Annotated in this window: 13 protein-coding genes and 1 tRNA gene; 5 read left to right on the forward strand and 9 right to left on the reverse strand. The window is 71.9% G+C overall.

The genetic code is table 11. The features are described 5' to 3' along the window. Positions 1 to 14: 14 nt before the first annotated feature. Entirely contained in the window at positions 15 to 1,574 is a 1,560-nt protein-coding gene (locus KVS71_RS15385; RefSeq protein ID WP_105950771.1) for a S1C family serine protease, read from the reverse strand. Between the two features lie 95 nt (positions 1,575 to 1,669). On the opposite strand from KVS71_RS15385, the gene KVS71_RS15390 reads away from it, so the two are divergent. Further along, positions 1,670 to 2,872, forward strand: a complete 1,203-nt coding sequence (locus KVS71_RS15390; protein ID WP_105949536.1) for an aminotransferase class I/II-fold pyridoxal phosphate-dependent enzyme — start codon at positions 1,670 to 1,672, stop codon at positions 2,870 to 2,872. 10 nt (positions 2,873 to 2,882) lie between these two features. Here KVS71_RS15390 and KVS71_RS15395 read toward each other — a convergent pair whose 3' ends face one another. Further along, positions 2,883 to 3,692: a carbon-nitrogen hydrolase family protein gene (locus tag KVS71_RS15395; RefSeq protein ID WP_144880866.1), complete on the reverse strand. Its 810-nt coding sequence runs from the start codon at positions 3,690 to 3,692 to the stop codon at positions 2,883 to 2,885. 78 nt (positions 3,693 to 3,770) lie between these two features. On the opposite strand from KVS71_RS15395, the gene KVS71_RS15400 reads away from it, so the two are divergent. Together KVS71_RS15400 and KVS71_RS15405 are read left to right on the forward strand one after the other, a co-directional pair. Next, positions 3,771 to 3,844, forward strand: a tRNA-Met gene (locus tag KVS71_RS15400). An 87-nt stretch (positions 3,845 to 3,931) separates the two neighbouring features. Next, a complete protein-coding gene (locus tag KVS71_RS15405; RefSeq protein WP_144880865.1) occupies positions 3,932 to 4,807 on the forward strand; it encodes an aminoglycoside phosphotransferase family protein in 876 nt (291 codons plus the stop codon). A 15-nt stretch (positions 4,808 to 4,822) separates the two neighbouring features. Here KVS71_RS15405 and KVS71_RS15410 read toward each other — a convergent pair whose 3' ends face one another. The 3 genes from KVS71_RS15410 to KVS71_RS15420 form a co-directional block, all read right to left on the reverse strand. Further along, complete coding sequence (locus tag KVS71_RS15410; protein WP_060922960.1) at positions 4,823 to 5,665, reverse strand: universal stress protein; 843 nt, start codon at positions 5,663 to 5,665, stop codon at positions 4,823 to 4,825. A gap of 335 nt (positions 5,666 to 6,000) precedes the next feature. Then, complete coding sequence (locus KVS71_RS15415; protein ID WP_217584961.1) at positions 6,001 to 8,907, reverse strand: UPF0182 family protein; 2,907 nt, start codon at positions 8,905 to 8,907, stop codon at positions 6,001 to 6,003. 74 nt (positions 8,908 to 8,981) lie between these two features. Next, positions 8,982 to 10,073 (reverse strand): PDZ domain-containing protein, encoded by a 1,092-nt coding sequence (locus KVS71_RS15420; protein WP_082750132.1) that lies wholly within the window; start codon positions 10,071 to 10,073, stop codon positions 8,982 to 8,984. Positions 10,074 to 10,191: 118 nt separating this feature from the next. Between KVS71_RS15420 and KVS71_RS15425 the strand changes: the two genes are divergently transcribed. Next, positions 10,192 to 11,592 (forward strand): zinc-dependent metalloprotease, encoded by a 1,401-nt coding sequence (locus KVS71_RS15425; protein WP_105949532.1) that lies wholly within the window; start codon positions 10,192 to 10,194, stop codon positions 11,590 to 11,592. An 826-nt stretch (positions 11,593 to 12,418) separates the two neighbouring features. Here the strand turns inward: KVS71_RS15425 and KVS71_RS15430 are convergent. Both KVS71_RS15430 and nudC read right to left on the reverse strand, forming a co-directional pair. Next, the gene (locus KVS71_RS15430; RefSeq protein WP_144880864.1) at positions 12,419 to 14,140 is read right to left on the reverse strand and encodes an ATP-dependent helicase; all 1,722 of its coding nucleotides are present in this window, start codon (positions 14,138 to 14,140) and stop codon (positions 12,419 to 12,421) included. After that, complete coding sequence (gene nudC / locus KVS71_RS15435) at positions 14,137 to 15,018, reverse strand: NAD(+) diphosphatase (RefSeq protein ID WP_217584962.1); 882 nt, start codon at positions 15,016 to 15,018, stop codon at positions 14,137 to 14,139. Before nudC ends, KVS71_RS15430 begins: the two co-directional genes overlap by 4 nt. A 64-nt stretch (positions 15,019 to 15,082) precedes the next feature. Here nudC and KVS71_RS15440 point away from each other — a divergent pair, with 64 nt between their 5' ends. Then, positions 15,083 to 16,438 carry a hypothetical protein gene (locus KVS71_RS15440; protein ID WP_254635831.1) on the forward strand — a complete coding sequence of 452 codons (1,356 nt, stop codon included), beginning with the start codon at positions 15,083 to 15,085 and terminating at the stop codon, positions 16,436 to 16,438. Here the strand turns inward: KVS71_RS15440 and KVS71_RS15445 are convergent. Next, the gene (locus KVS71_RS15445; protein WP_217584963.1) at positions 16,384 to 19,866 is read right to left on the reverse strand and encodes an ATP-dependent DNA helicase; all 3,483 of its coding nucleotides are present in this window, start codon (positions 19,864 to 19,866) and stop codon (positions 16,384 to 16,386) included. The two genes, KVS71_RS15440 and KVS71_RS15445, sit on opposite strands and share 55 nt — an antisense overlap. Beyond that, positions 19,863 to 23,072: an ATP-dependent DNA helicase gene (locus KVS71_RS15450; protein ID WP_217584964.1), complete on the reverse strand. Its 3,210-nt coding sequence runs from the start codon at positions 23,070 to 23,072 to the stop codon at positions 19,863 to 19,865. Before KVS71_RS15450 ends, KVS71_RS15445 begins: the two co-directional genes overlap by 4 nt. Positions 23,073 to 23,074 lie beyond the last annotated feature (2 nt).

The following is a 23,074-nucleotide window of genomic DNA, read 5'->3' on the forward strand; positions in this document are numbered from 1 at the left end:
TCTGACCGTCGGGATCAGCCGGCGAGCGTGCCGAGCGTCACCTCGATCTCACTCTGCTTGCCGTTGCGGACGTAGGTCACGTCGGCCTTGCTGTCGGCCGCCGCCGCGCGCACCTGCGCGGTCAGGTCGGTCGCGCTCGTGATGGGCACCCCGTTGAAGCTCGTCACGACGTCGCCGGCCTGGAGGCCGGCAGCCGCGGCCGCACCCCCGTCGGTGACCTCGGCGATGTACGCACCGGCCTCGGTCGCGCCCTCGACGCCGGAGGCATCACGGACCGACGCGCCCAGCAGGCCGTGGGTGGCCGCGCCGTCGGCGATGATCTCGTCCGCGACGCGCTCGGCGATGTTCGACGGGATGGCGAAGCCGATGCCGATCGAGCCCGACTCCTCGGAGCTGCCCGAGCTCGCGATCGCGACGTTGATGCCGATCAGCTCGCCCTTGCTGTTGACGAGGGCCCCACCCGAGTTGCCGTGGTTGATCGCCGCGTCCGTCTGGATCACTGCGATCGAGATCGACTCGGTGGCCTGCTGCCCGCTGTTGCCGGGGAGATCGAACTGGAACGGCCCCTCGCCCTGGCCGTCCTCCGGCGCCTGCTCCTGCGGGGCATCCTCGGACGAGGAGTCCGGCAGAGCGGAGGAGGCGATCTGGATGCTGCGGTTCAGTGCGCTCACGATGCCGGTGGTGACCGAGTTCGCCAGTCCCAGCGGGGCGCCGAGAGCTACGGCGGTGTCGCCGACGTTCAGCTTCGACGAGTCTGCGAACTTGATCGGGGTCAGGCCCTCGGCGTCGGTGAGCTTGATCACCGCGAGATCGTAGATGGGGTCGGTGCCGACCACGGTCGCCTCGTAGATGCGGCCATCGGAGGTCGTGACCCGGATCGTCGGGTCCGCCGCCGCCCCGCCGAGCGTGACGACGTGCGTGTTGGTGAGGACGTAGCCGTCCTTGCTGATGATGACGCCCGAGCCGCTGCCGGCCTCCTGGGAGCCGGCGACTTCGATGGTCACGACAGAGGGAAGAGCCTCGGTCGCGACCGCGGTGGTCTCGTTGACCGAGCCGGGGTTGTTCACCGTGACGGTCTGCGGTCCCTGCGCCGACCCGGAGGACGGCGAGTCCTGCAACCCGGTGAGCAGCGCGCCGCCACCGAAGCCGGCGACGCCACCGACGAGGGCGGCCGCGACGATGAACGCCGCGACGCGGGTGCCGCCGCGCGACTTCTCCTTCGTGGCGGCGGGGGCCGGCTCAGCCGGCGGCACCGTGCCGTCGAGCGGGCGGGTGTCCTGCGCCGGGACGCCGAATGCGGCGCCGGGGACGCCGGCCGCGGTCGGTCCGGGCGCGGCCAGCCCGTGCGGCACGGGGGCCACGGTCGGGGCGCCGGCGGCGTGCGACGCGAACGTCGGCGGCATGTGATGTCCCTGCGGGGCGGCCGGTGCGGAAGCAGCCGGGGCCACGGGGGTACCGTCGGCGGCCTGCGACGACGCACCGGACGCGGTCTCCGGGGTCTGGGGGTTCTGTGCGGCCGACACGGCGTCGTCCGACGCCGGTGCCGGGCGGTCCTGCGGGTTGTCCTGGTTCATGGTGTGCTCCTTCAACGCTCCTCCAGGATGCCCCGCATCCCTGTGCGTTCCTTATGCCGAGCTTGAGTTTCAGCTATGGCCTTAGCCTGTTCTTCATGAGTGTCATCCCCGGCGCATGGCGTCGCACGGCGGCCGGTGCCGGTCTGCTCGACGCGGACGGTTCCGTCGCGCCCACCATCTTCGCAGAGATGTCCGCCGCGGCGGCCCGAACCGGCTCGATCAATCTGGGCCAGGGCTTCCCCGACGAGGACGGCCCGGAGGCGGTGCTCACCGCCGCCTGCGACGCGATCGCCGGCGGCCTCAACCAGTACCCGCCGGGACGCGGGTTCCCCGATCTGCTTCTGGCCATCGCGGAGCATCAGCAGCGCTTCTACGGTCTGACGGTCGACCCGGACTCCGAGGTCATCGTGACGGCCGGCGCCACCGAGGCCCTCACCGCGACCCTGCTCGCCCTCATCGACGGGCCGGACGACGAGGTCGTCGTCTTCGAGCCCTACTACGACTCGTACGCCGCGGCGGTGGCGCTCGCGGGTGCTCGCCTGCGGACGGTGCCGCTGCGCGCGCCCGATTTCCAGCCCGACCTGGATCAGCTCGCGGAGGCCGTCACGGACCGGACCAGGATCATCCTCGTCAACGACCCGCACAACCCCACCGGAGCCGTCTTCGACGAGGAGGTGCGCCGTGAGGTGGTGCGTTTGGCGGCGCGGCACGACGCCGTGATCGTCACGGACGAGGTCTACGAGCACCTCACCTTCCACACCCCGCACGTCCCGATCGCCACCGTGCCCGGTGCCGCGGAGCGGACCCTCACGATCTCGTCGGCGGGGAAGACCTTCTCGACCACGGGGTGGAAGATCGGCTGGGTCCACGGTCCCGCCGCGCTCATCACGGCCGTCCTGACCGTCAAGCAGTACCTCACCTACGTCAACGGCGCCCCGTTCCAGCCCGCCGTCGCCGTCGGGCTCCGCCTCGACGACGCGTTCTTCACGGACGCGGCCGCCGTGCTCGCCCGCAAGCACGGGATCCTCGGCGACGGGCTCCGCGCAGCCGGCTTCACGGTCCACGCACCGCAGGGCGGCTACTTCACGGTGGCCGATGCGACGGCCCTCGGCGGCGCCGATGCGGCGGCCTTCTGCCGTGCCCTCCCGGACCGTGCCGGCGTCGTGGCGATCCCGCTGACCGCCTTCGTGTCCCCCGCGCAGCGTCCGGCGTATGCGGGGCTCGTGCGTTTCGCTGCATGCAAGCGCATCGATGTCCTCGAGGAGGCGGCGGCGCGCCTCGCCGGCCTGAACACGTGAGCGGGTCCGGTCAGCGCGGCACCACAGCGTAGCGACGGGCCCGCAGCGAGGGATTGGTCGCACGGACGCGGGCGATCGCCGCGCCGTCGACCACCCCGAGGGCCACTCCCGGCTCCGGCCCGATGCCCGCGCGGACGACCCCCTGCGGGTCGACGATGCGTGAGTGCCCCACGCCGATCGGCGCCGGGTGGTCCGCGGCGATCACGAACACCGTGTTCTCGATGGCGCGCGCCGCGAGCAGAGTGGTCCAGTGCTGCTCCTTGAGCGGTCCGCGCACCCACTCCGCCGGCACCACGAGCGCATCGGCGCCGGCGACCGCGAGAAGCCGCGACACCTCGGGGAACCGCAGGTCGTAGCAGGTCATCAGTCCGAAGCGCAGTCCGCCGACCTCGAACACCGCGGGCTCGCCGATGTCTCCCGGTTCCACCCAGTCCGACTCGGTCTGCCCGAAAGCGTCGTAGAGGTGCTGCTTGCGGTAGACCGCGAGGATGCCGTCGCCGCGCACGGCGACGACCGTGTTGCGCACGCGCCCCTCGTCCGAGGCCTTCTCCGTGACGCCCGCGACGATGACGACGGCGAGCTCCGCGGCCAGACCGATCAGTCCAGTCACGAACTCGCCGTCGAGATCCTCCGCATTGGCCGCGAGGCGTTCGTCCATCGGATCGACGAAGTAGCTCGAGTACTCAGGGAACACGATCAGCTTCGCCCCGAGCCGTGCGGCCTCCGTCGCCAGCTCCGCGATCCGTTCCCGGTTGGCCTCGCGGGAATCGGTGGGGGCGAACTGGCACACGGCGACGGGTACGGCGGTGTTCTCAGACATGACGCCATCCTCTCGCACCCGCCGGCGCCGCGCTCGATTCGACGCCTCCCCGGATCCGTGATAAGTTATCTCTTGTGCCGCGGGGTGGAGCAGTTCGGTAGCTCGCCGGGCTCATAACCCGGAGGTCGCAGGTTCAAATCCTGTCCCCGCAACAAAGGAAAGGCCCTCCGGCCGGGAGTGATCCCAGGCCGGAGGGCCTTTCGCATAAGGCGGGAGCCGACCTCTGCGAGTATCGAGGGGTGAACCGACCGGTCGACATCGATGAGCGGCTCGTCGCCGACCTCGTCGCGGAGCAGTTCCCCCGCTGGGCGCACCTACCCGTCCGCGCCGTGGCGCGTCAGGGATGGGACAACAGGACGTTCCGTCTCGGTCACGAGTTGTCGGTGCGACTTCCTCGTGCCGAGGGCTACGCCGCGGCCGTGCAGAAGGAGAGCAGAGCGCTCGAGTTCCTCGACGGAAGGCTTCCCGTCGCCGTTCCCTCCGTCGTGGCGCTGGGGGAACCCGGCCGGGGCTACCCGTTTCCGTGGTCGATCCGCCGATGGCTCGACGGCGATACCGTCGAGCGCGCCGGGGGGCTCGATCGCGTTCGCCTCGCCGCCGATCTCGGGACAGTTCTCCGCACCGTGAGGTCCCTGCCCGTGGACGCGGGTTCGGCGGCCGGGCGGCACTCGTTCTTCCGCGGTTCGCATCCGAGCGTCTACAGCGATGAGGTCCACGCCGCGCTCCAGCGGCTGGACGGCACCGTGGACGCGGGACTCTGCCGGAGCGTCTGGGTCGGTGCGACGAGCAGCGCGTGGGAGTCCTCGCCGGTCTGGTTCCACGGCGACGTCGCCGTGGGCAACCTGCTCGTCAGCGACGGCCGCCTGTCGGCGATGATCGACTTCGGCACCTGCGGCGTCGGCGATCCCGCCTGCGACCTCGTCATGGCATGGACGTACTTCGACGGGGACGCGCGCGACGCGTTCCGCGACGCTGTCGACCTGGACGCCGCGACCTGGCGACGGGCTCGCGGCTGGGCACTCTGGAAGGCCCTGGTGACTCTCTCCGACGGGTCAGGGCCGGGCGGCGACGACAGCCGACGCGTGCTCCACGAGGTGCTGACCAGCCCGCTCTAGGCCTGCGGCCCCCGGTCAGCGCACGACGGCGGTGGGCGCCACGAGCGCCGCGAGCACCTCGTGGCTGATGGAGCCCAGCAGGAAGCGGGCGACCGCCCCCCGTCCGTGCGAGCCGACGACGGCGAGGCTCGCGGTGGCGGCGGCGCGGTTGATGACCTCGGACGGGTATCCGCGTTCGACCCGGGGCTCGATCTCGAGATCCGGATAGGTCGAGCGCAATCCGCCGAGAGCGACGGCGAGGGTCTCCTCGGACAGCTCCTGCATGGAGGAGAGGTACTGCTCGGGATACGACCTCGCTCCGCGCGGGAGGGGGACGGGAGTCCATACCGTCACCGCGACGAGGGGCTCGCCGAGACGGTCGGCCTCGGCAGCGGCGAAAGCGACGGCAGCCTCCGAGATCGGAGACCCGTCCACCCCGACGACGACACCGCGACGGTCGCTCGTCTCGATGTCGGGGATCACCACGACGGGGCAGGAGGAGTCGGCGACGATGCGCAGCCCATGGGCGCCGCGCCGAGGGCTGTCCGCGTCATCCGGACGGAAGTCGCTTCCGATCACGAGGAGGTTCGCGCCCGCGGTGGTCGACACGAGCTGACGGACAGGGTCGCCGCGGAGCACGACGAGGTCGACGTCCAGGCCCTGATCCTTCAGCGTCTCCGCGTGCTCCTCCAGCAGACTCCGCGCCGCCGCGATCGCGGCGTCCACCACAGGGCCCTCCCCGACGGCGCCGACCGCTCCCCCGACGACGCTCGCGAGGAGCAGAGAGGCCTTCCGCGACCGCGCGCGGTGCGCCGCCCACTCCAGTGCCCGTCGTCCCGCCGACGTGTCCACCACTCCCACAACGATGCGCTCAGCCACGACACCCTCCCTGTTTCCCTCCACCCTCCCATGCCACCCCCTCCGCGCGCGATGGTCCGTCCCGGACAAAACCCTCCGCCTACTCAGGCACTCACGCCGACTCAGGCTTCCTGCCCAGAGGTCGCCTGATCTCGCGGGCCCGCCTGCTGCCGCGAGACCGCCTGTCCTGGCGCGCCGCACGCGGACGCAGGCACCCGCGCGGAATCAGGCTCACGTGCAGGGTGTCGCCTGAAGCGGCGCGAGTGCCTGATGCGGCGGACCGGCTTCCGGCGCACGGGTGCCGGGAATGCGAAAGGGCACCCCGTGGGGGTGCCCTTTCGTGTGCGTGGGGAGGATCACTCTCCCGCGGTGGCCTCCAGCTCCAGGAGCTTCTCGACGGCCGCGGTGAGGCGCTTGTCCGCCTCGCCGAACTTCTCCAGGTCGCCCTCGGCGAGAGCCGCCTGACGATCGAGCAGCGCCTGCTGCGCCTTCGCCAGGGCATCGGCCTGCTCGTCCGTCGGCGTCGGCGTGGTCGGCGTCTCCCCGGTGTCGGGATCGGTCGTGCCCGGATCGGTGGGTTCGACCTCGTCGTCCCCACCGGTCGCGCCGGAGTCGCCGCCGAACAGCGTGTCCAGCGCCTCCGTGAGCGTGTTCTCGAAGGCCACCCGGTCACCGAAGGCGACGAGCACCTTCTGCAGACGCGGCAGCTGCGTCCCCTCGGACGACTGCACGTACACCGGCTGGACGTAGAGCAGACCGCCACCGACGGGCAGGGTCAGCAGGTTGCCGTAGATGACCTCGGACTCCCCCTGCTGGAGCAGGTTGAGCTGCGGGACCACGGCCGTGTCGGAGTTGTAGGTGTTCTGCACCTGACCGGGGCCGGGCACCGTGGTGTCGGTGTCGATCTCGAGCATGCGCAGCTGCCCGTACCCCTCGGCCTTCACGCCCTTCTCGGCGCCGGCATCCGAGTCGACGGCGAGGTAGCCCATCAGCACGTCACGACTGCCGCCCGCGCCCTGGGAGGCGGGGATGAACGTGGAGAACATCGAGAACCGCGGTTCGTCCTGACCCGGCATCTGCATGGTCAGGTAATACGGCGGCTGCAGCATCGCGTCGCTGCGCGGGTCGTTCGGCGTCTGCCAGCGATTGTCCTGCTGGGCGAACGAGCCGGCCTTGTCGACGTGGTAGATGCCGAGGATGTCGCGCTGCACCTTGAACAGATCGGTCGGGTACCGGACGTGGCTCATGAGCTCGCCGGACATCTCGCTGATCGGCTTAAGGGTGGACGGGTAGACCTTCTGCCAGGTCTTCAGGACCGGGTCCTCCTCGTCCCAGGCGTACAGCGTGACCGAGCCGTCGTAGGCGTCGACCGTGGCCTTGACCGAGTTGCGGATGTAGTTGATGTCGTCGATCGCGAGCGACGGCGTCGGGACGTTCGAGTCGGCGATCGCGTCGGACAGGCTCACGCTCGTCGAGTACGGGTAGGTCGAGCTCGTCGTGTAGCCGTCCACGATCCAGACGATGCGGCCGTCCACGACGCTCGGGTACGGGTCGCTGTCGAGCTCGAGGTACGGCGCGACCTTCTGCACGCGCGTCGTCGGGTCGCGGTCGTAGAGGATCTGCGAGTCCTCGTTGACGAGGTTCGAGAACAGGATCTGCTCCGACTGGAACTTGAGCGCGTAGAGCAGCTTGGTGAAGCTGTCGCCGATCTTCGGCCCGCCGTTCCCGGAGAACGTCGTCTTCGTCTCGCTCGAGCCGTCCTTGCCCCGCGGGTAGTCGATCTCGACCGGGTCGGCCCCCTCCGGGGCGCCGACGATGGAGTACTCCGGGGAGTTCTCGCCGAAGTAGACCCGCGGCTCGAAGTCACCCTGCTCGGACAGGAAGCCCGAGGTGGGGATGCCGCGCTCGAGGAAGACGGGCTCGCCGTCGGTCGTGCGCTGGTTGCCCGCCGCGGCGACGAGGCCGTAGCCGTGCGTGTAGACCGCGACCCGGTTGTTCCAGTTGTCGCCGTCGCCGAGACCCGACATGTCGAGGTCGCGAACGGAGACGACCGTGTCCTGCTTCACCCCGTCGATCTCGTAGCGGTCGACGTCCATGTTGGTCTGGAACTGGTAGTAGCCGCGATACTGCTCGAGCTGGCGGACCGTCGGCGGGATGACCTTCGGGTCCATGATGCGGATCGATGCGGTGGTCTCGGCGTCGGCGCGGAGCTGCCCCGCCTCGGCGTCGGTCTCGGCCTCGAAAGCCGTGGTCTCCAGGTCGGCGACGCCGTAGGCCTCCTTCGTGCCGTCGATGTTCCGCTGGTAGTACTCGGCCTGATAGGCGTTCTGGTTCGGCTTCACCTGGAAGGTGGTGACCACCCAGGGGTAGCCGATGCCGATGACGAGCGAGGCCACGATCAGCAGCGCGGTCGCCGCGAGCGGGAAGCGCCAGCGGCCGATGACGGCCGTGACGAAGAAGAGGATGGCCACGACGGCGGCGATGATCGCGAGGATGCCGAGGCCGGGGATGGTCGCGTTGGCGCCCGTGTAGGCGGCACCGGTGATCCGGTCGTCCGGCTCGACGAGGGTCTTGTAGCGGTCCAGCCACAGACTCGCCGCCTGCACGAGCAGGTACAGGCCCGCGATGACCGCGAGCTGGATGCGGGCCGGCTTCGAGATGCGCAGCTCGCCCTGGCCGATGCGCACGGAGCCGTAGAGGTAGGACACGAGCGCGGTGACGAGAAGGCTCAGCAGCAGGACCGCCGAGACGAACGCGAGGAGGATCGAGTAGAACGGCATCGCGAACATGTAGAACCCGGTGTCGACCTTGAACTGCGGGTCGACCTCACCGGTCGCGACGCCGTTGGCCCAGAGCCACACGGTCTTCCAGTTGCCGGCCGCCGCGAACCCCGCGAAGAGGCCGAAGAAGATGGGCATGCCCCACATCGCGAGGCGGCGCAGCGGCTCGATGACCTCCTGGTAGCGGTCGAGCTGCGAGCTCAGCCGGACGTAGACCGGACGCAGCCGGTAGGCGAGCTGGATGACGACGAACAGCGGAACCGCCATGCCGAGGAAGCCGATGACGAACATCACCGCCGTCGCGATCCACTGCGTGGTGAGCACGCCGGTGAACCCGACCTGGTCGAACCAGAGGAATTCGGTGTAGAGCGACGCGAAGACGAAGAACGCCGCGATGAGCGCGGCGATGATCACCAGGGAGATTCCGAGGATGCGTCGGGAGGTTCGAGGCGTGGCCGGGGGCTGGGCTGGGGTCGAGGTCACCCCTCCATCCTAGGCACCGCTCGCTGTGGGCGGGCTGTCACACCGGTCACGGCGGGGTCACGACCCGCGCCGGCTCAGGTGGCCGGGACGTCGCAGGTCGGCAGGGCGTCGACGTCGCCGTCCTCGGCGATGACCTCCAGTGCCGCGAGCGATTCGTCGAGGGTCGCAGTGCGGATGACCTGCAGGCCGTCCGGCACGTGCCCCACGACCTCATCGCAGTTGGCCTCCGGCGCGAGGAAGTAGTCCGCACCGGCGTCGCGAGCACCGTAGAGCTTCTGGCGGATGCCGCCGATCGGGCCGACGGTCCCCTCGGCATCGATCGTCCCGGTGCCCGCGACCTCCTTGCCGCCGTTCAGCTCGCCCGGCGTCAGGGTGTCGATGATCCCGAGGGCGAACATCATCCCCGCGCTGGGGCCGCCGACGTTGTCGAGCTGGATCGTGACGTCGACCTCGAAGTCGTAGTCGGTGCGCAGGGTGATGCCGATGAGCCACGACGTCGTGCCTTCCTGGGTCTGCTCCTCCGGCGTGATCTCGACCGTCTGCTCGTCGCCGTCACGGCGCACCGTGAGTGCCACCGGATCGCCGCCGGCCTCCTGGATGGCTTCGCGGAGTGCAGTCGCCGAGGTGACGGGCGTGCCGTCGATCGCGGTGATCACGTCATCCGCCTGCAGCAGGCCGTCGGCCGGCGACCCTTCGACGGCGTCCACCACCACGACCTCGGCTCCGGTGTCGTAGCCGAGCTCGTTCAGCGCGGCGGCCGTGGCCTCGTGCTGCGAGTCGACCATGAGCATCGCGTTCCGCTCGTCCCGCTGCTCGGTGGTCACGCCTTCGGGGAACACCGCGTCCAGCGGCACGACGGCCCGCGACGCGTCCATCCACGCGAGGGCGAGCTCGAACCAGCTCGGCGTCCGTTCCCGGTTGCCGACAACCTGGACGGTCGTCAGGTCGAGCGTCCCGCCCGTCTCGTACGTCTCGGTCCCGTCGACGCTGATGAGCGGGACCTGCTCGCCGTCGGCGTTCTTCGCCGTGCCGAGGGTGTCGTACACGGGGCCGGGACGCTGGATCACATACGGCGACGGCAGGAAGGTGAGGACGGCGAGCGCGGCGAGCGCGACCACCAGTGCCCAGACACCGAGTCCGAGCTTCCCTGCGCGCGGTCGTTCCACAGCAATCCTCCGTCGTTCGCGAGCGGCGTACAGCGATCTGCCCGCTTCGGGGTCGCGCACTGAAACCTGTGACTAGCGTAGATGCCACGGCTTCAGACGTGCTGAGAGGGCGAGCGACATGGCAGACAACGAACCGAACCCGGAGGACTTCCAGGAGTTCCTGCGACGGATGCTCTCGAACCAGGGCGGCGGAGACATCGACCCCGAGGCGCTGCGCGACGCGTTCCAGGGAATGGACGGCTTCACCTTCGACCCGGCGATGATGCAGACGATCATGGCGCAACTCCAGGGCGCCTTCGGCGGCGACCCGTGGGAGAACTCCCTGCGGCAGGCCCTGCACATCGCGAACCGCGAGGGCCAGGGCATCGGAGACGGCTCGCGGTCCTCCCTCGCCGACTCGTTCGCTCTCGCCGGCCTCTGGCTGGGCGAGGCGACCACCATCTCCGAGCTCGCGGACCCGCCGGTGGCGATGACCCGCGGCGAATGGGTCGAGAAGACGCTCCCGGTGTGGAAGGAGATCGCGGACCCCGTGTCCACCAGCATCGCCGACGCGCTGACGGCTGCCCTCGACACCCAGGTGCCGGAGGAGATGCGCGGCGTGGTGCAGGGTGCGGGACGCCTGATGCGCGGCCTGGGCGGCTCGGTGTTCGCCGCCCAGTTCGGGCAGGTGCTCGGCAACCTCTCCCTCGAGGTCGTGTCCGGCGGCGATGTCGGCATCCCCGTGCTGCCGGCGGGCACGGCCGCCGTGATCCCGCAGAACCTCACCGCTTTCGGGGAGGGGCTCGAGATCCCCCAGGATCAGATCGCCCTCTACGTGGCGACACGCGAGCTCGCCTACGCCCGCCTGTACCGGCACGCCAAGTGGCTGCACCTGCATGTGATGGCGCAGATCACCGACTTCGCCCGGGGCGTCACGGTCGACGTCGACGCTCTGGAGGATGTGGCGAGCCGCCTCGACCCCTCGAACCCCGAGGAGCTGCGTGCGGCGATCGAGGGCGGCGCCCTGCTGCCCACGCAGACCGAGGCGCAGCGCGAAGCCCTCGCCCGGCTGGAGAACCTCATCGCGACGATCGACGGGTGGGTCGACGTCGTCACCGCGGACGCCACCTCCCGGCTGCCGGACGGCGGCAGGATCGCCGAGGCGGCACGGCGTCGGCGGGCGGTCGGCGGTCCTGCCGAGGATGCCCTGGGCGCGCTGGTCGGGCTCAAGATCCGACCACGGCGCATCCGTGAAGCCTCGGCCATGTGGCGTGCGGTCACCGACGCGGTCGGTGTCGCGGCCCGGGACTCCCTGTGGGACTACCCGGACCTCATGCCCACCGCAGAGGACATCGACGACCCGACAGCGCTGATCGCCCGCCTGCAGGCCGCTGAGCGCGGCGAGCAGCCGGAGGCCGACGAGTTCGACGAGGCCCTTGCCCGCCTGCTGGACGGCGACGACTTCTCAGAACAGACGCCCGCCGAAGGCGACGACGCGGCGCCCGACGGCGACGATCCGGAGGGCGGGCGTCCGGTCTGAGTCCTTCTCAGCCGAGCCGGGGAGCACGATCACTCTTTCTCCCCGACCTCGGGCGGAACGCCGACTTCTCCACCGATCCCTCGAATCGACCTGCGCTCCCTCGGTGATCCGCAGAATCGAGAGGTGCCGCTCACCCCGACGACCCTGACCCGTCTCGACCCCGCGCTGCCGCTGCTCTGGCGAGACGGAACGACCCTCCAGGTGGGCGACGACCCCGCCATCCGCATCCCCGCGTCCGCGCCGTGGGTCGAACGGCTCCTCAGCCGCATGCGTCGAGGATTCCGGCGCAGCGCCTTCGACGTCGTCGCCCATCGCGCGGGCGCACCGCGGGAGGACGCCCGCCGACTACTGGCCGTCCTCGAACCGGCCTTGCAGGACGAGCCCGTCCGCCCGCGCGCCGCCCGGGTCTCCGCGCTCGGGCTCACCGACACCCGCGCCGAGGGGCGGCTGTGCGAGACGCTGGCCGACGAGGGGGTCCCGCTCGCATCGGACGAGGCACCGGCCTCGACCACGGTCGCCGTCCTCCTCGTCCCCGGCGCGGCCGCGGCCGTGCAGTTCGCGCCGTTCCTCCGGACCGACCGTTCGCATCTGCCGATCGCCATCGAGCCGTCGCGCATCACGGTGGGACCGCTCGTCTCGCCCGGGCTCACCCCGTGTCTGAGCTGCCGGGATGCCGAGGACACGGCGCGCGACCCTGCCTGGCCGCTGATCCATGCTCAGCTCGTGGGCCGCGACCCCGGGCGCATCACGCTCGCCAGGGTGGCGTCGGCCGGTGCCGTCGCGGCGCACCTCCTGGCCGCGGCCGATCCGGCGCGCATCGCCAGGATCAGCGCGGACGGCGCGATCGTGTGGCGCTCGATGCGGTTTCGCGCAGAATGCCTGTGCCGCGACCCGTCGTCCCCATCTCCGCCAGGAACCGGGACGGCGCCCGTTCGCCGCGCCCTGCCGACCGCGCCCACGAGAGCTCCAGCGTGCGCGCAGCCCGCGTGATCCCGACATACGCGAGGCGTCGCTCCTCATCGACGGCCTCGAACGTCGTCGCGTACGAGATGGGGAGAGACCCCTCCGCCCACCCGGCGAGATAGACGTGCGGCCATTCGAGGCCCTTCGCCGCATGCAGGGTCGAGAGGGTCACCGTCCGCATGGTCGGCTCGTGCTGATCCTTGGCACGGGCCATGAGCTCGTCGCTGAACGACCGGAGCGTCGTCTCCGGACCCGCTTCCTCGGCAAGCCGCAGGATGGCGCGACGCGCTTCCCAGCCGTCGCGCTGCGCTCCCCCGGCCGTCGGCGGCTCCTCGGTCAGCCCCAGCTCCCGAAGCACGCGTCGCACCCCGGGCAGGAATCCGTGCTCGGTCGGCGCGACGGCGGCAGCTCGGAGCGCGAGGATCGCCTGACGCACCTCCGGCATGGCGAAGAACCGCGTGCCGCCGAGCACCGAGGTGGCGATCCCCTCGGCGGCGAGGGCCTGCTGCAGCACCGCGGACTGCGCGTGGGCCCGGTACAGCACGGCGATCTCGGCCGGCGAGGCGCCGTCGGCGATGCGGGCGGCGACGCCGGCCGCGATGCCTGCGGCCTCCTCGGCCTCCGAGTCGTAGGCCGTGATCGTCGGCGGCTCGGCGGTGAACTGCTCCCGGGCAGGGATCAGCTCCAGCGCCCCGGGGCGACCGCGCATCAGCGCGTTGGCCGCCGTCAGGATGGGAGCCTGCGACCGATAGTTGGTCTCCAGTCGTACGACGGTCGCGTCCGGATGCCGCCGTTCGAACTCGAGCAGGAACCGCTGGTCGGCTCCGGCGAAGGAGTAGATCGTCTGGCTGGCATCACCGACGACACAGATGTCGTGACGATCCCCGAGCCACAGCTCCAGAAGCCGGTTCTGCAGCGGCGACACGTCCTGGAACTCGTCGACGGTGAAGTGCCGGTACTGCTCGTGGACGGCGGCTGCGACGCGCGGCTCGGTCTCCAGCATCCCCGCGCACGCGAGCAGCACGTCCTCGAAGTCCAGTTGGTGACGCTCGTCCTTGAGCGCCTCGTAGCCGCGCATCAACTCCACGAGCTGCGTGGGGTCGACCCCGCTGACCGGGCGTCCGAGCTCGGCGTACCGGTCGATCGAGATCATCGACACCTTCCGCCACTCGATCTCCGACGCGATGTCACGCAGGGTCGCCGTTCGAGGACGCAGGCGGATGGCGTCGGCGGCCTGGCCGAGCATGCGCACCTTGTTGTCGATGATCGACGGCGCGGGAGCCCCCGCCAACGTGGGCCAGAAGAAGTTGAGCTGCGCGAGAGCGGCGGCATGGAAGGTGCGAGCGGCGACACCCTCGATCCCCAGGGCACGCAGGCGACCGCGGAGCTCGCCGGCGGCCTTCGCGGTGAAGGTCACCGCCATCACGCGCGACGGAGAATAGGCACCGGTGTCCACCCCGTGCGCGATGCGGTGGGTGATGACCCTGGTCTTGCCCGTACCGGCCCCCGCGAGCACCGCCACCGGTCCTCGCAGCACCGATGCGGCCGCTCGCTGCCGCTCGTCGAGGGCATCGAGTGCGCTCACGGGCGATCCTCGAACCAGTCGACGATGAGAGCGCGCGCGATCGACGCGGGCCCCGGCAGCCCGACGGGGCCGTCCCCGGCGAGCGCGGAACCGATCTCCGCCCGTGTGAACCAGCGCACGTCGATGATCTCCTCACCGTCGGCCCTGGCCGCCGATTCGTCCTCCACGACGGCACGGAAGCCGACCATGAGCGACCGCGGGAACGGCCACGGCTGCGAGGAGACATAGCGGAGGGCCGACAGCCGCACGCCGGACTCCTCCTCGATCTCCCGGTGCACGGTGGCTTCGAGGGACTCGCCCGCCTCGGTGAAACCCGCGAAGCAGGAGTACATGCGTCCGCCCCAGTTGGCGTTGGCGCCGAGCAGCAGCCGCTCGCCGTCCGCGCTCTCGACGGCGACGATCACGGCAGGATCGGTCCGCGGGAAGTGCTCGCGCCCGCACACCAGGCACCGCCGAGACCAGCCCGCGTTGCGCAGCTCCGTCCCTCCGCCGCAGGTGGGGCAGAACGGGGCGTCGCGGAGCCAGCCGGCCAGGGCGACGGCAGCGACCAGGACCTCGGACTCCGCCGCGTCCAGGCGCCCGCCGAGGTCGCGGAGCCCGAGCCAGGTCTCGTCGGGCGCGGTGTCGAGGGCTTCGGTCTCCGGCGGCAGCGCGGCGAGCAGGAGCGCCGTGCCGTCGGCATCCCGGCCGAGCAGCGCCCATGTCCCGTCCGCGACCTCGTCCGCGGAGACGCGCAGCAGCGCGGAGGCCGCCACACGCACACGTCCCTCCCGGACGACGACGACGCGCGAGCCCGCGTCGTCGCGCAGACGCTCGAGCACGCCCTCCTCCTCGCGGAGTTCGGCGGCGCGGTCGAAGAACGGGCGCGGAATGCTCATCGACTCCCCCTTTCACGGGCGTGGCGGAGGCGGGACCGCCCCTGAGCCGACCTACCCTGGGGGCATGGGACGCTCTCCATTCACTCTAGCCGCGGCGGTGACGGCCGCACTTCCCGGCGCGGAGGTCACGGGCACCCGGGCGCTCACCGCGGACGGCGACGGGCGCTTCGACTCCGCCGTCGCCTCCCTCGCCGACGGCCGGGAACTCGCGATCCGCGTGGCGGACGACGACGACGCGGCGCGGGAGCTGGCGGCAGAGGCCCTGGCGCTGCGCGCCCTCACCGACGGCGCGCGTGCCATGCTGCCGTTCCGCGCCCCCGGCTACATCGGCGAGACCAGGGTGGGCGAAGGGCGCGCGCTCGTGACCGAGCTGCTCCCCGGCTTCCAGATCGAGGCGTCGATGGTGCCAGCCGGACGCGGCGCGGCGGAATCCATGGGAGCCGCGATCGCCGCCGTGCACGGGCTGCCGACGTCGGTCGTCCGCGGCGCCGGACTCGTGATGCGCAGCGCCGAGGAGAGCCGCGCCGAACTGGAGCGGCTCGTCGACACCGCGGCCGCCACCGGACGCGTCCCCGCCCGCCTCACGGTGAGGTGGCGGGATGCCGTCGCCGACGACGACCTCTGGCGCTTCGAGTCGACGGTCGTCCTCGGCGGCGCGCAGGCGACGTCCTTCCTCTTCGACGACCACCCCGAGCGCGGCCCCGAGGTCACCGGCGTGATCGGCTGGCACGGTCTCGCGGTCGGCGATCCGGCACTCGATCTCTCCTGGCTGTCCGCGGCTCCCGACGCGGCGGCCGACGTGCACGGCGCCTACGCCCGCACCATGGACCGCACTCCCGACGCCGGGCTCGAGGTTCGCGCGCGCCTGCTCGCCGAACTGGAGTTCGCGCGCTGGCTCGTCCACGGCGACGCCTTGCGGCGCGAGGACATCGTGGAGGATGCCGCGGCTCTGCTCGAGGCTCTGGCCGACGGCCTGCGCCATGACGACCTCGGCGTGCCCGGCGATCGTCGCTCGGACGTCGACTCCGCGATGGACGCGCTCGACCGCGTGCCGGTGGCGGCCGCTCCGGAGGTGGACACCTCGATGCAGACCGACGCCTACAACCCCGAAGAGCTCTGGGCGGCGGAGGCGGACGACGCGGACCGCGACGCGCCGGCCGACGTGTCGGCCGACCTGGATGTGCCTGGGGGTGCACCGTCGCAACCCGACGCGGAGCACCGCGCCGCGGTGGCGAGCATCGAGACCGAGGACCTCTCCGGCGTCGCACACGCGTTCGCCGAGACGCGAGGGGGCGGACGAAGCGAGTCCTCCGCCTCCGCCTTCGCCTCGTCCCCGGCCGCGGACGACGACGACTCCGAAGAGGCTCAGCGCGCGGCGCGGGCGGCGCTCCAGCGCTGGAAGAGCTCCTCCTCGGAGTAGACGCGATCCCCGCGGATGACGAGGTCATCGGCCACGTAGTACAGCGCCACGTCGATCTCCTCCAGCGGGACGCCGAAGCGCCGATGGTACGCGAGCCGATAGAGGGCGAGCTGCAGCATCCGCTCCTCGCGCTCCTGTGGCGTCCGTGGCGCCCGCCCGGTCTTCCAGTCCACGATCTCGATCCGTCCGCCGCGGTCGGCGCGTCGGTACACCGCGTCGAGCTTGCAGATGACGATGTGCGCGTCCGCGCCTGAGTGCAGCCCCGGAAGGCCGGCTCCCAGCGCGAAGTCGATCTCGATCTCCACGGCGAGCGGCTGCAACGGTCCCCACTCGCTCCGCTCGAATGTCTCCTGCAGCGCAGCGAGGTCGGCGGCGTCCGCCGCAGCCCCGGATGCGGAAGCGCCCGGGGTGCTGTCGCCCTCGGGCTCGTCCTCGTCGATCTCCCAGAGCGCCTCGTCGACCCGGGTTCCCACACCGACGAGTTCGGAGCGCTGCTCGACCCACGCGTGGAACAGGGTCCCCAGACGGGTCTGACGGTACGGACGCTCCGGCATCGGACGCACGAGCGAGGACAGGGTGCCGGTGTAGTCGGTGACGTAGTCCTTGAACCGCGACGCGGGAACCCGGGTCGGGGCTTGCGCGTCCGTCCCGCGTTGGCGGGCCGCGCGCTCGTCCAGCAGCCGACGCAGTTCCTCCGTCGGCACGACGGCGTCGTCCTGGAGGGCCTCTTCGACGACTGCGGCCGCGGCACCGACCACCCCGCGCCGTCCTCCGAGCGGATCGAGCGGCCAGTGCAGCGTGGCCCCGGGGCCGTCGTACGGGTTCTCGTCCGGATCGACCGGCGGGATCTCGTCGAGCCCGAGGACGTCGATGGCCTCCAGCAGGTACGGACTCGGGGTGCGTGGTGCCTTCTGACCCGCCCAGTGCGCCCCGCTGAGCAGCAGGTCGCTCTTCGCTCGGGTGATCGCCACGTAGGCGAGACGGCGCTCCTCCTGCCGCTGGTACTCCCGGTAGGCGTCCTTGAACCGCTTGAGCGCGCCGCCGTGCGGGTTCGCCTTCGTCGCGCCGCCCGACAGCGACGCCTGGGCGAGCTTCTGCCGCTTGCCGGGGTCGGTCTCGCCCTCCATCGCCTCCTCCGGATCCCAGACGAAGCGCGGAAGCGCGTCGCGGTCTCCGCGCAGCGCGAAGGGCACCACGCCGAACCCGAACCACCCGGAGGTGTCGGACACCCGCCCCGGCAGCTCGTCGACGACGAGGCGCACGACGGCGACGGCATCCCACTCCAGGCCCTTCGACCCGTGGATCGTGAGCAGCTGCACGACGCCGGCCTCCGGCGGCTCCGGACGGGGCATGAGCTCGTCGGTGCTCTCCGCCTTGTCGAGCCAGGCCAGCAGGCTGCCGATGGTGCCGCGTTCGTCGGCGGCGAGGAACGCCCGCACCTCGTCGGCGAACGCCCGCAACTGTGTGGCTGCGACCCGCGCAGGTCCTCGGGTCTCGTTGGCGGCGAGCTCGATGTCCAACCGCAGCTCCAGCTCGATGAGTCGGATGAGCTCCGGGATGGGCTGGGACGATGCGCGACGCAGGCGTTCCAGCATCTCCCCCGCGGACCGGATCCGGGCGCGCCCCTCCGGGGTGATGCCCTCCAGCAGGCGATAGTCGTCGCGCACCGCGCGCACGATGTCGACCGCGTCCACGATGGAGACGGCCTCGTCGGCGCCACGGGACGAGCGCAGCCGCGCCCGCACCTCCTCGGGAAGGGGCATGAGGGCGGTGTCGCGCTCCGCGATCGCCCGTCCCAGCTCGTAGAGCGCGGCCATGTCCGCCACCCCGACCCCGAAGCGGGGGCCGGTGAGGAGCCGGATCAGCGCCGAGCCGGCCGTCGGATCGTGCACCACCCGCAGCGTCGAGACCACGTCCACGACCTCGGGCGTGGCGAGGAGTCCGCCCAGTCCGAGGATGCGGTGCGGAATCCCCCGCGCGGCGAGCGCGCCGGCGAAGGTCTGCATGTGGCGCTTGGACCGGAACAGGATCGCGCCGGTGTGCGGGGACGTCGAGGTCTCGTCATGGGCGGCGCGGCGCTCGGCGAACCAGGCCGCGACCTCGGCGGCCTCGTCGTCGACGGTGAACGGGTAGCGCACGGCGACCGTGCCCTCCCCCGCGCCCGGCCGCGGCTCCAGCGGCGGGACGTCGAGTCCGGGGCGTTGCAGCGGCTCGAGGACGCGGTTGGCGATGTCGAGGATGCTCCGATCGTTGCGCCAGCTCGTCATGAGGCTGTAGGTGCGCACGTCGCCCGTGCTCGAGAAGGACCGGGGGAACGCGTAGAGGTTGTCGGCGCTGGCCCCGCGCCAGCCGTAGATCGACTGATGCGGATCGCCGACGGCCATCACGGCCGTGTCGCGGAACAACTCGGCGAGGAAGCGGGTCTGGATCACGGAGGTGTCCTGATACTCGTCCAGCAGCACGACCCGGTGCTGCTCGCGGAGCTCGGCGCGGACGTCCGGAGCCGACTCGACGATGTCGAACGCGCCGGAAACCTGGTCGGCGAAGTCGAGCACTCCGCGCCGGTCCTTCTCGGCGATGTAGTCCCGGACGAGACGGGTCAGGGTCGACAGACTCCGGAGGTTGACCGCCGCCTTCTCGACGTCGGCGTGGGAGCGGTAGGGCTCGAACGCCGCGGCCTGCGCCGCGGCGAGGCGCTCCGCCTCCGCGAGGTCGACCCGGTGATCGAGGGCCTCGCCGGCGAGCCGCTGCACGGCGTCGATGACCGTTCCCAGGGCGTAGTCGACCTCCTCCAGCTCCGGCAGGTCGCTGCGGAGCACGACCTCGCGCGCCAGCATCCAGGACGCCGCCTGGCTGAGCATCGCCACATCGGGGTCCCGGCCGATGCGCGCGGCGTGCTCGCGGACGATGCCGTCCGCGAAGGCGTTGTAGGTCGATACGCGAGGACGGATGAGGAGATCCTCGGCCGTGCGGACCGCACCGGACTGCCCGCCCGTGCCGTAGTGCCGCGCGAGGTCATCGAGGACGTGGGCGCGCACGAGTTCACGCTGCCGCCCCGGCGTGGCCTCCGCCACGCGGCGCAGCGCCTCTCCGGCGACGATCTCCGGGAGATGCGGGAGCAGACCCCGCCGACCGTATTCGTCGACGACCGCGAGGCGGGCGCCGATGCGCTCCGCCAGCTCCCCCGCCGCCTTGCGGGTGAACGTGAGTCCGAGGACTTCGTCCCGGCGGACGAGCCCGTTCGCGACGAGCCAGACCACCCGGGCCGACATGGTCTCCGTCTTGCCGCTGCCGGCTCCGGCGACGACGAGGGCGGGCTCGAGGGGAGCCTCGATCACCTGCTGCTGGGGGGGCGTCGGGGTCGGGAGTCCGAGCGCGGCGGCGATGTCGGTCGCCGAGAGCACGGCGTCCGGGGCTCCTGCGGTCATGCGCTCACCGCCGGCACGGTGTGGATCCGGCAGGGATGCACCCGGCGCTGCGTGTCCGCGCAGTGCGCCTCGACCTGGGCCGTGAAGCTCGCCGCCGACATGCCGCGGGCGACCTCGGCGACCCGGTTCAGGAACTGCGACCGCGCCTCGGCGTCCAGCGCGTGCTGGTGCGCGACGCGGTAGTCGCTCTTGGCCAGCGTCTTCGAGACGATGACGAGACGTGCGCCCCCGAGCGAGCCCGGCGCGGCCCCCGGCACGAGGCCCTCCTGCACCGCGATCTGATAGGCCGCGAGCTGGGCATGATCGACCACGCCGCCGTCCGACTCCGGATCGGTCTTGCCGGTCTTGAGGTCGACGACCACCGTGGTCCCCTCCGGCCCGCCGGACATCGACTGCCAGCCGCGTCCTCGGGCCGGGCCGTGCTCGCCCGCCCCGGGCGGGTACGCCTCGACCCGGTCGATGTAGCCGTGCACGATGGCACGATGACCGCGGTCCTCTCCCACCGGGTGCACGGTCGGCTCGGCGGTCTCGCCGGACACGTCGACGGCGAACCGGAACTCCACCTCGCTGCCGAGGATGCGACCGCCGTCTCGCCTCACCTCGCCGAGGTAGCTGTGCAACCGGTCGATGAACAGGTCGGCGCGACGACGCTCCTTGCGACCGATCCACGCCGTCTCGAAGTCGAGCTCCGGCCAGTGCTCCTCGACGATCTCGCGCATGCGCTCGAGGTCGCCGTCCGGTACGCGCTCCATCGCCTCGTGGACGATCGTGCCGATACCGGCCGTCGGCGGCATGACCGTATCGCCTCCGAGGGCCGAGACGACCCAGTTGAGCCCGCACTCCTCGTACGACTCCACGGCCGAGGGCGACACCCGTGCTCCGTTCGCGGCGAGATCGCGCAGCGGCGCGGCCGTCGACGGCGCCGTGACCCCGTACCAGTCGTGCGGATGCGCTCCCGGCACCCCCTCCCTCGCCAGGACGGCGAGCTGGGCGGCGGCCTCGCGCTGCGCCGGTTCGGAGTGGGCCGTGGTGAGCACCCGGCGGTACCGCGCGACCAGCCCACGCAAAGTGAGGGGGTGCTCTGCGGAGGGATGGCGCTCGGACGGCTGCGGCGCGGGAAGGAAGCCGAAGAAGGCGCTGGGCGTCAGATCGTCGTCGTCGACGGCGGTGATGAGCAGCCGGTGGCGGGCGCGCGAGATCGCCCGTACGAACAGCCGCAGCTCGTCGTGGAGCGCGGCGCGACGCCGGTCGAGGACGTCCGGCACCTCGGCCGGCAGGCCGGAGCGAGCCGCGGTCAGCGCGTCCGCCAGCCGCCAGGTCTGCAGGAGCCCGCCGCGCAGTCGCACGTTGGGCCAGACGCCGTCCTGGACCCCGGCGACGACCACGGCGTCGAACTCCGTCCCGAGCGCGGTGGCCGGCGTGAGCAGCGTGACCGTGCCCGGCCGCTCGGGCGAAGACAGCGTGTCTTCCGGCACCTCGCTGTCGAGGATGTCGCGCACGAAGACCTCGGGGCGCTCGTTCGGGGTGCGCTCGACGAAGCGCTTGGCCGCGTCGAAGAGGGCCACGAGGGCGTCGAGCGACCGTGCCGTCTCGGCGCCGGTGGGCAGCAGCGAGATCTCCCGCCACGCGACGTGCAGCCGCCGCCCGTCGACGGCCCTGGCCTGCTCCCAGATGCGCCACAGGAGGTCATGGATCGTCTCTCCCTCCGCCGCGGCACGGGCGACGCCCGCTACGGTCTCGGCGAAGCGCTCGGCAGTCCGTGACTCCGGTGCATCGATGAGGGTGAGGGTGGCCGGTGCCGACATCGCCGCGCGCAGGAGCTCGCGCGCCGGAGTCGACCCGCCCTGGCCGAGTTCGAGGTGGCGGAGCCGCGCGCGCAGCCGACGGAGCGCGATCGCGTCCATGCCACCGAAGGGTGTGCGCAGCGCCTCCTCCCAGGCCTGCACCGTGCGCTCTTCGTCCGGGGTCAACGCGAGCCGCACGATGCCGACGATGTCGCGCACGATCCCCTCGCTGCCGAGCGGGCGCTGCACCCCCGCGGCCCTCGTCGGGATCTCGCGCGCGGCGAGCTCGGTCTCGAGGGCTGTGACCTGACGGGTGTCATGGGCGATGACCGCCATCCGCTCCCAGGGGATTCCGGCCCGGAGATGCCAGTCGCGCATGACCCCGGCGATCCGGTCGAACTCCTCGTAGGGGGACGGGGCGAGGAACGTCGACACCTCGGCCTCGTCGTCCTCCGCCGCCGGTGCCGGCGCCCGCCGGTGCTCGACCCGTCCGGACACCCCGATCGCCTGCGTCACCGTGCGCGTCAGCGCGGTCAGCAGGGGACGCTGGCGGTGCGCGCCGTCGAGCACGTGCACGGCGCCGAGCGCGCCGGTGAGCTGCGCGAACAGCTCGGGACTGGCCCCGCGAAAGGCACCGGAGGAGATGTCGGGGTCGCCGAAGGCCTGCACGGCGATGCCGCGGTCGAGGAGCGCGCGCACCACGCCGATCCCGCCGCGCGTCAGCTCCTGGGCGTCGTCGATGAGCACCACGCGCAGTGGTGCCAGCGCTCCGAGCGTCGCGGCGTCCGCCGTACGGAGGATCCCCGCCGCCTCACCGAGGAGGTCGGCGGCGTCGCGGTGGGCGGACCGCAAGGCGTCGAGCACGGTGCGGTACTCCTCCACGAAGTCGGCGGCCGCTGTCCAGACCGCATCGCCGGTGGCACGCAGTTCCGCCGGGCTCGCCCCCAGCTCCGTGCACTCCGCGAGGAAGGCGCGGAGTTCGGAGCGGAAGCCCTTCGAGGCGCGGACCGGCTCGCTGAGCGCCGGGGGCCAGGAGATCCGGCCGTCTTCGACGTCGCCCGCCAGCAGCTCGGCGATGATGCGATCCTGGTCGGCGCCGGTGAGCAGCGCCGGCGGCTCGGCCCCTTCGCGGACCATCGCCCCGCGGACCAGCTGGAACGCGAACGACCCGAGCGAGCGGGCCAGTGGCCCTGGCGTCGCCTGGCCGATGCGCACGCCGATGCGGTCGCGCAGCGCGGTGGCCGCCTGCCGGCTCGGGGTGAGCGCCAGCACCTCCTCCGGCCGCAGCCCCTCGACCTCGAGGAGCTGCACGACCCGGTCGACGAGCGTGCGCGTCTTACCCGTGCCGGGGGCGCCGATCACGACGCCGGACGCGGTCGGCGGCGCCGTGATCACGGCTCGCTGGGCGGCATCCGACAACATCC

It is taken from the genome of Microbacterium sp. GbtcB4 (assembly GCF_019091465.1).
Lineage (GTDB): Bacteria > Actinomycetota > Actinomycetes > Actinomycetales > Microbacteriaceae > Microbacterium > Microbacterium paraoxydans.

What these genes read in the sequence shown, in the direction of transcription:
- nudC (WP_217584962.1), bottom strand. Translation starts at nt 15,018, where the DNA reads ATGAGCATTCCGCGCCCGTTCTTCGACCGCGCCGCCGAACTCCGCGAG.
- KVS71_RS15385 (WP_105950771.1), bottom strand. Translation starts at nt 1,574, where the DNA reads ATGAACCAGGACAACCCGCAGGACCGCCCGGCACCGGCGTCGGACGAC.
- KVS71_RS15425 (WP_105949532.1), top strand. Translation starts at nt 10,192, where the DNA reads ATGGCAGACAACGAACCGAACCCGGAGGACTTCCAGGAGTTCCTGCGA.
- KVS71_RS15395 (WP_144880866.1), bottom strand. Translation starts at nt 3,692, where the DNA reads ATGTCTGAGAACACCGCCGTACCCGTCGCCGTGTGCCAGTTCGCCCCC.
- KVS71_RS15390 (WP_105949536.1), top strand. Translation starts at nt 1,670, where the DNA reads ATGAGTGTCATCCCCGGCGCATGGCGTCGCACGGCGGCCGGTGCCGGT.
- KVS71_RS15450 (WP_217584964.1), bottom strand. Translation starts at nt 23,072, where the DNA reads ATGTTGTCGGATGCCGCCCAGCGAGCCGTGATCACGGCGCCGCCGACC.
- KVS71_RS15440 (WP_254635831.1), top strand. Translation starts at nt 15,083, where the DNA reads ATGGGACGCTCTCCATTCACTCTAGCCGCGGCGGTGACGGCCGCACTT.
- KVS71_RS15445 (WP_217584963.1), bottom strand. Translation starts at nt 19,866, where the DNA reads ATGACCGCAGGAGCCCCGGACGCCGTGCTCTCGGCGACCGACATCGCC.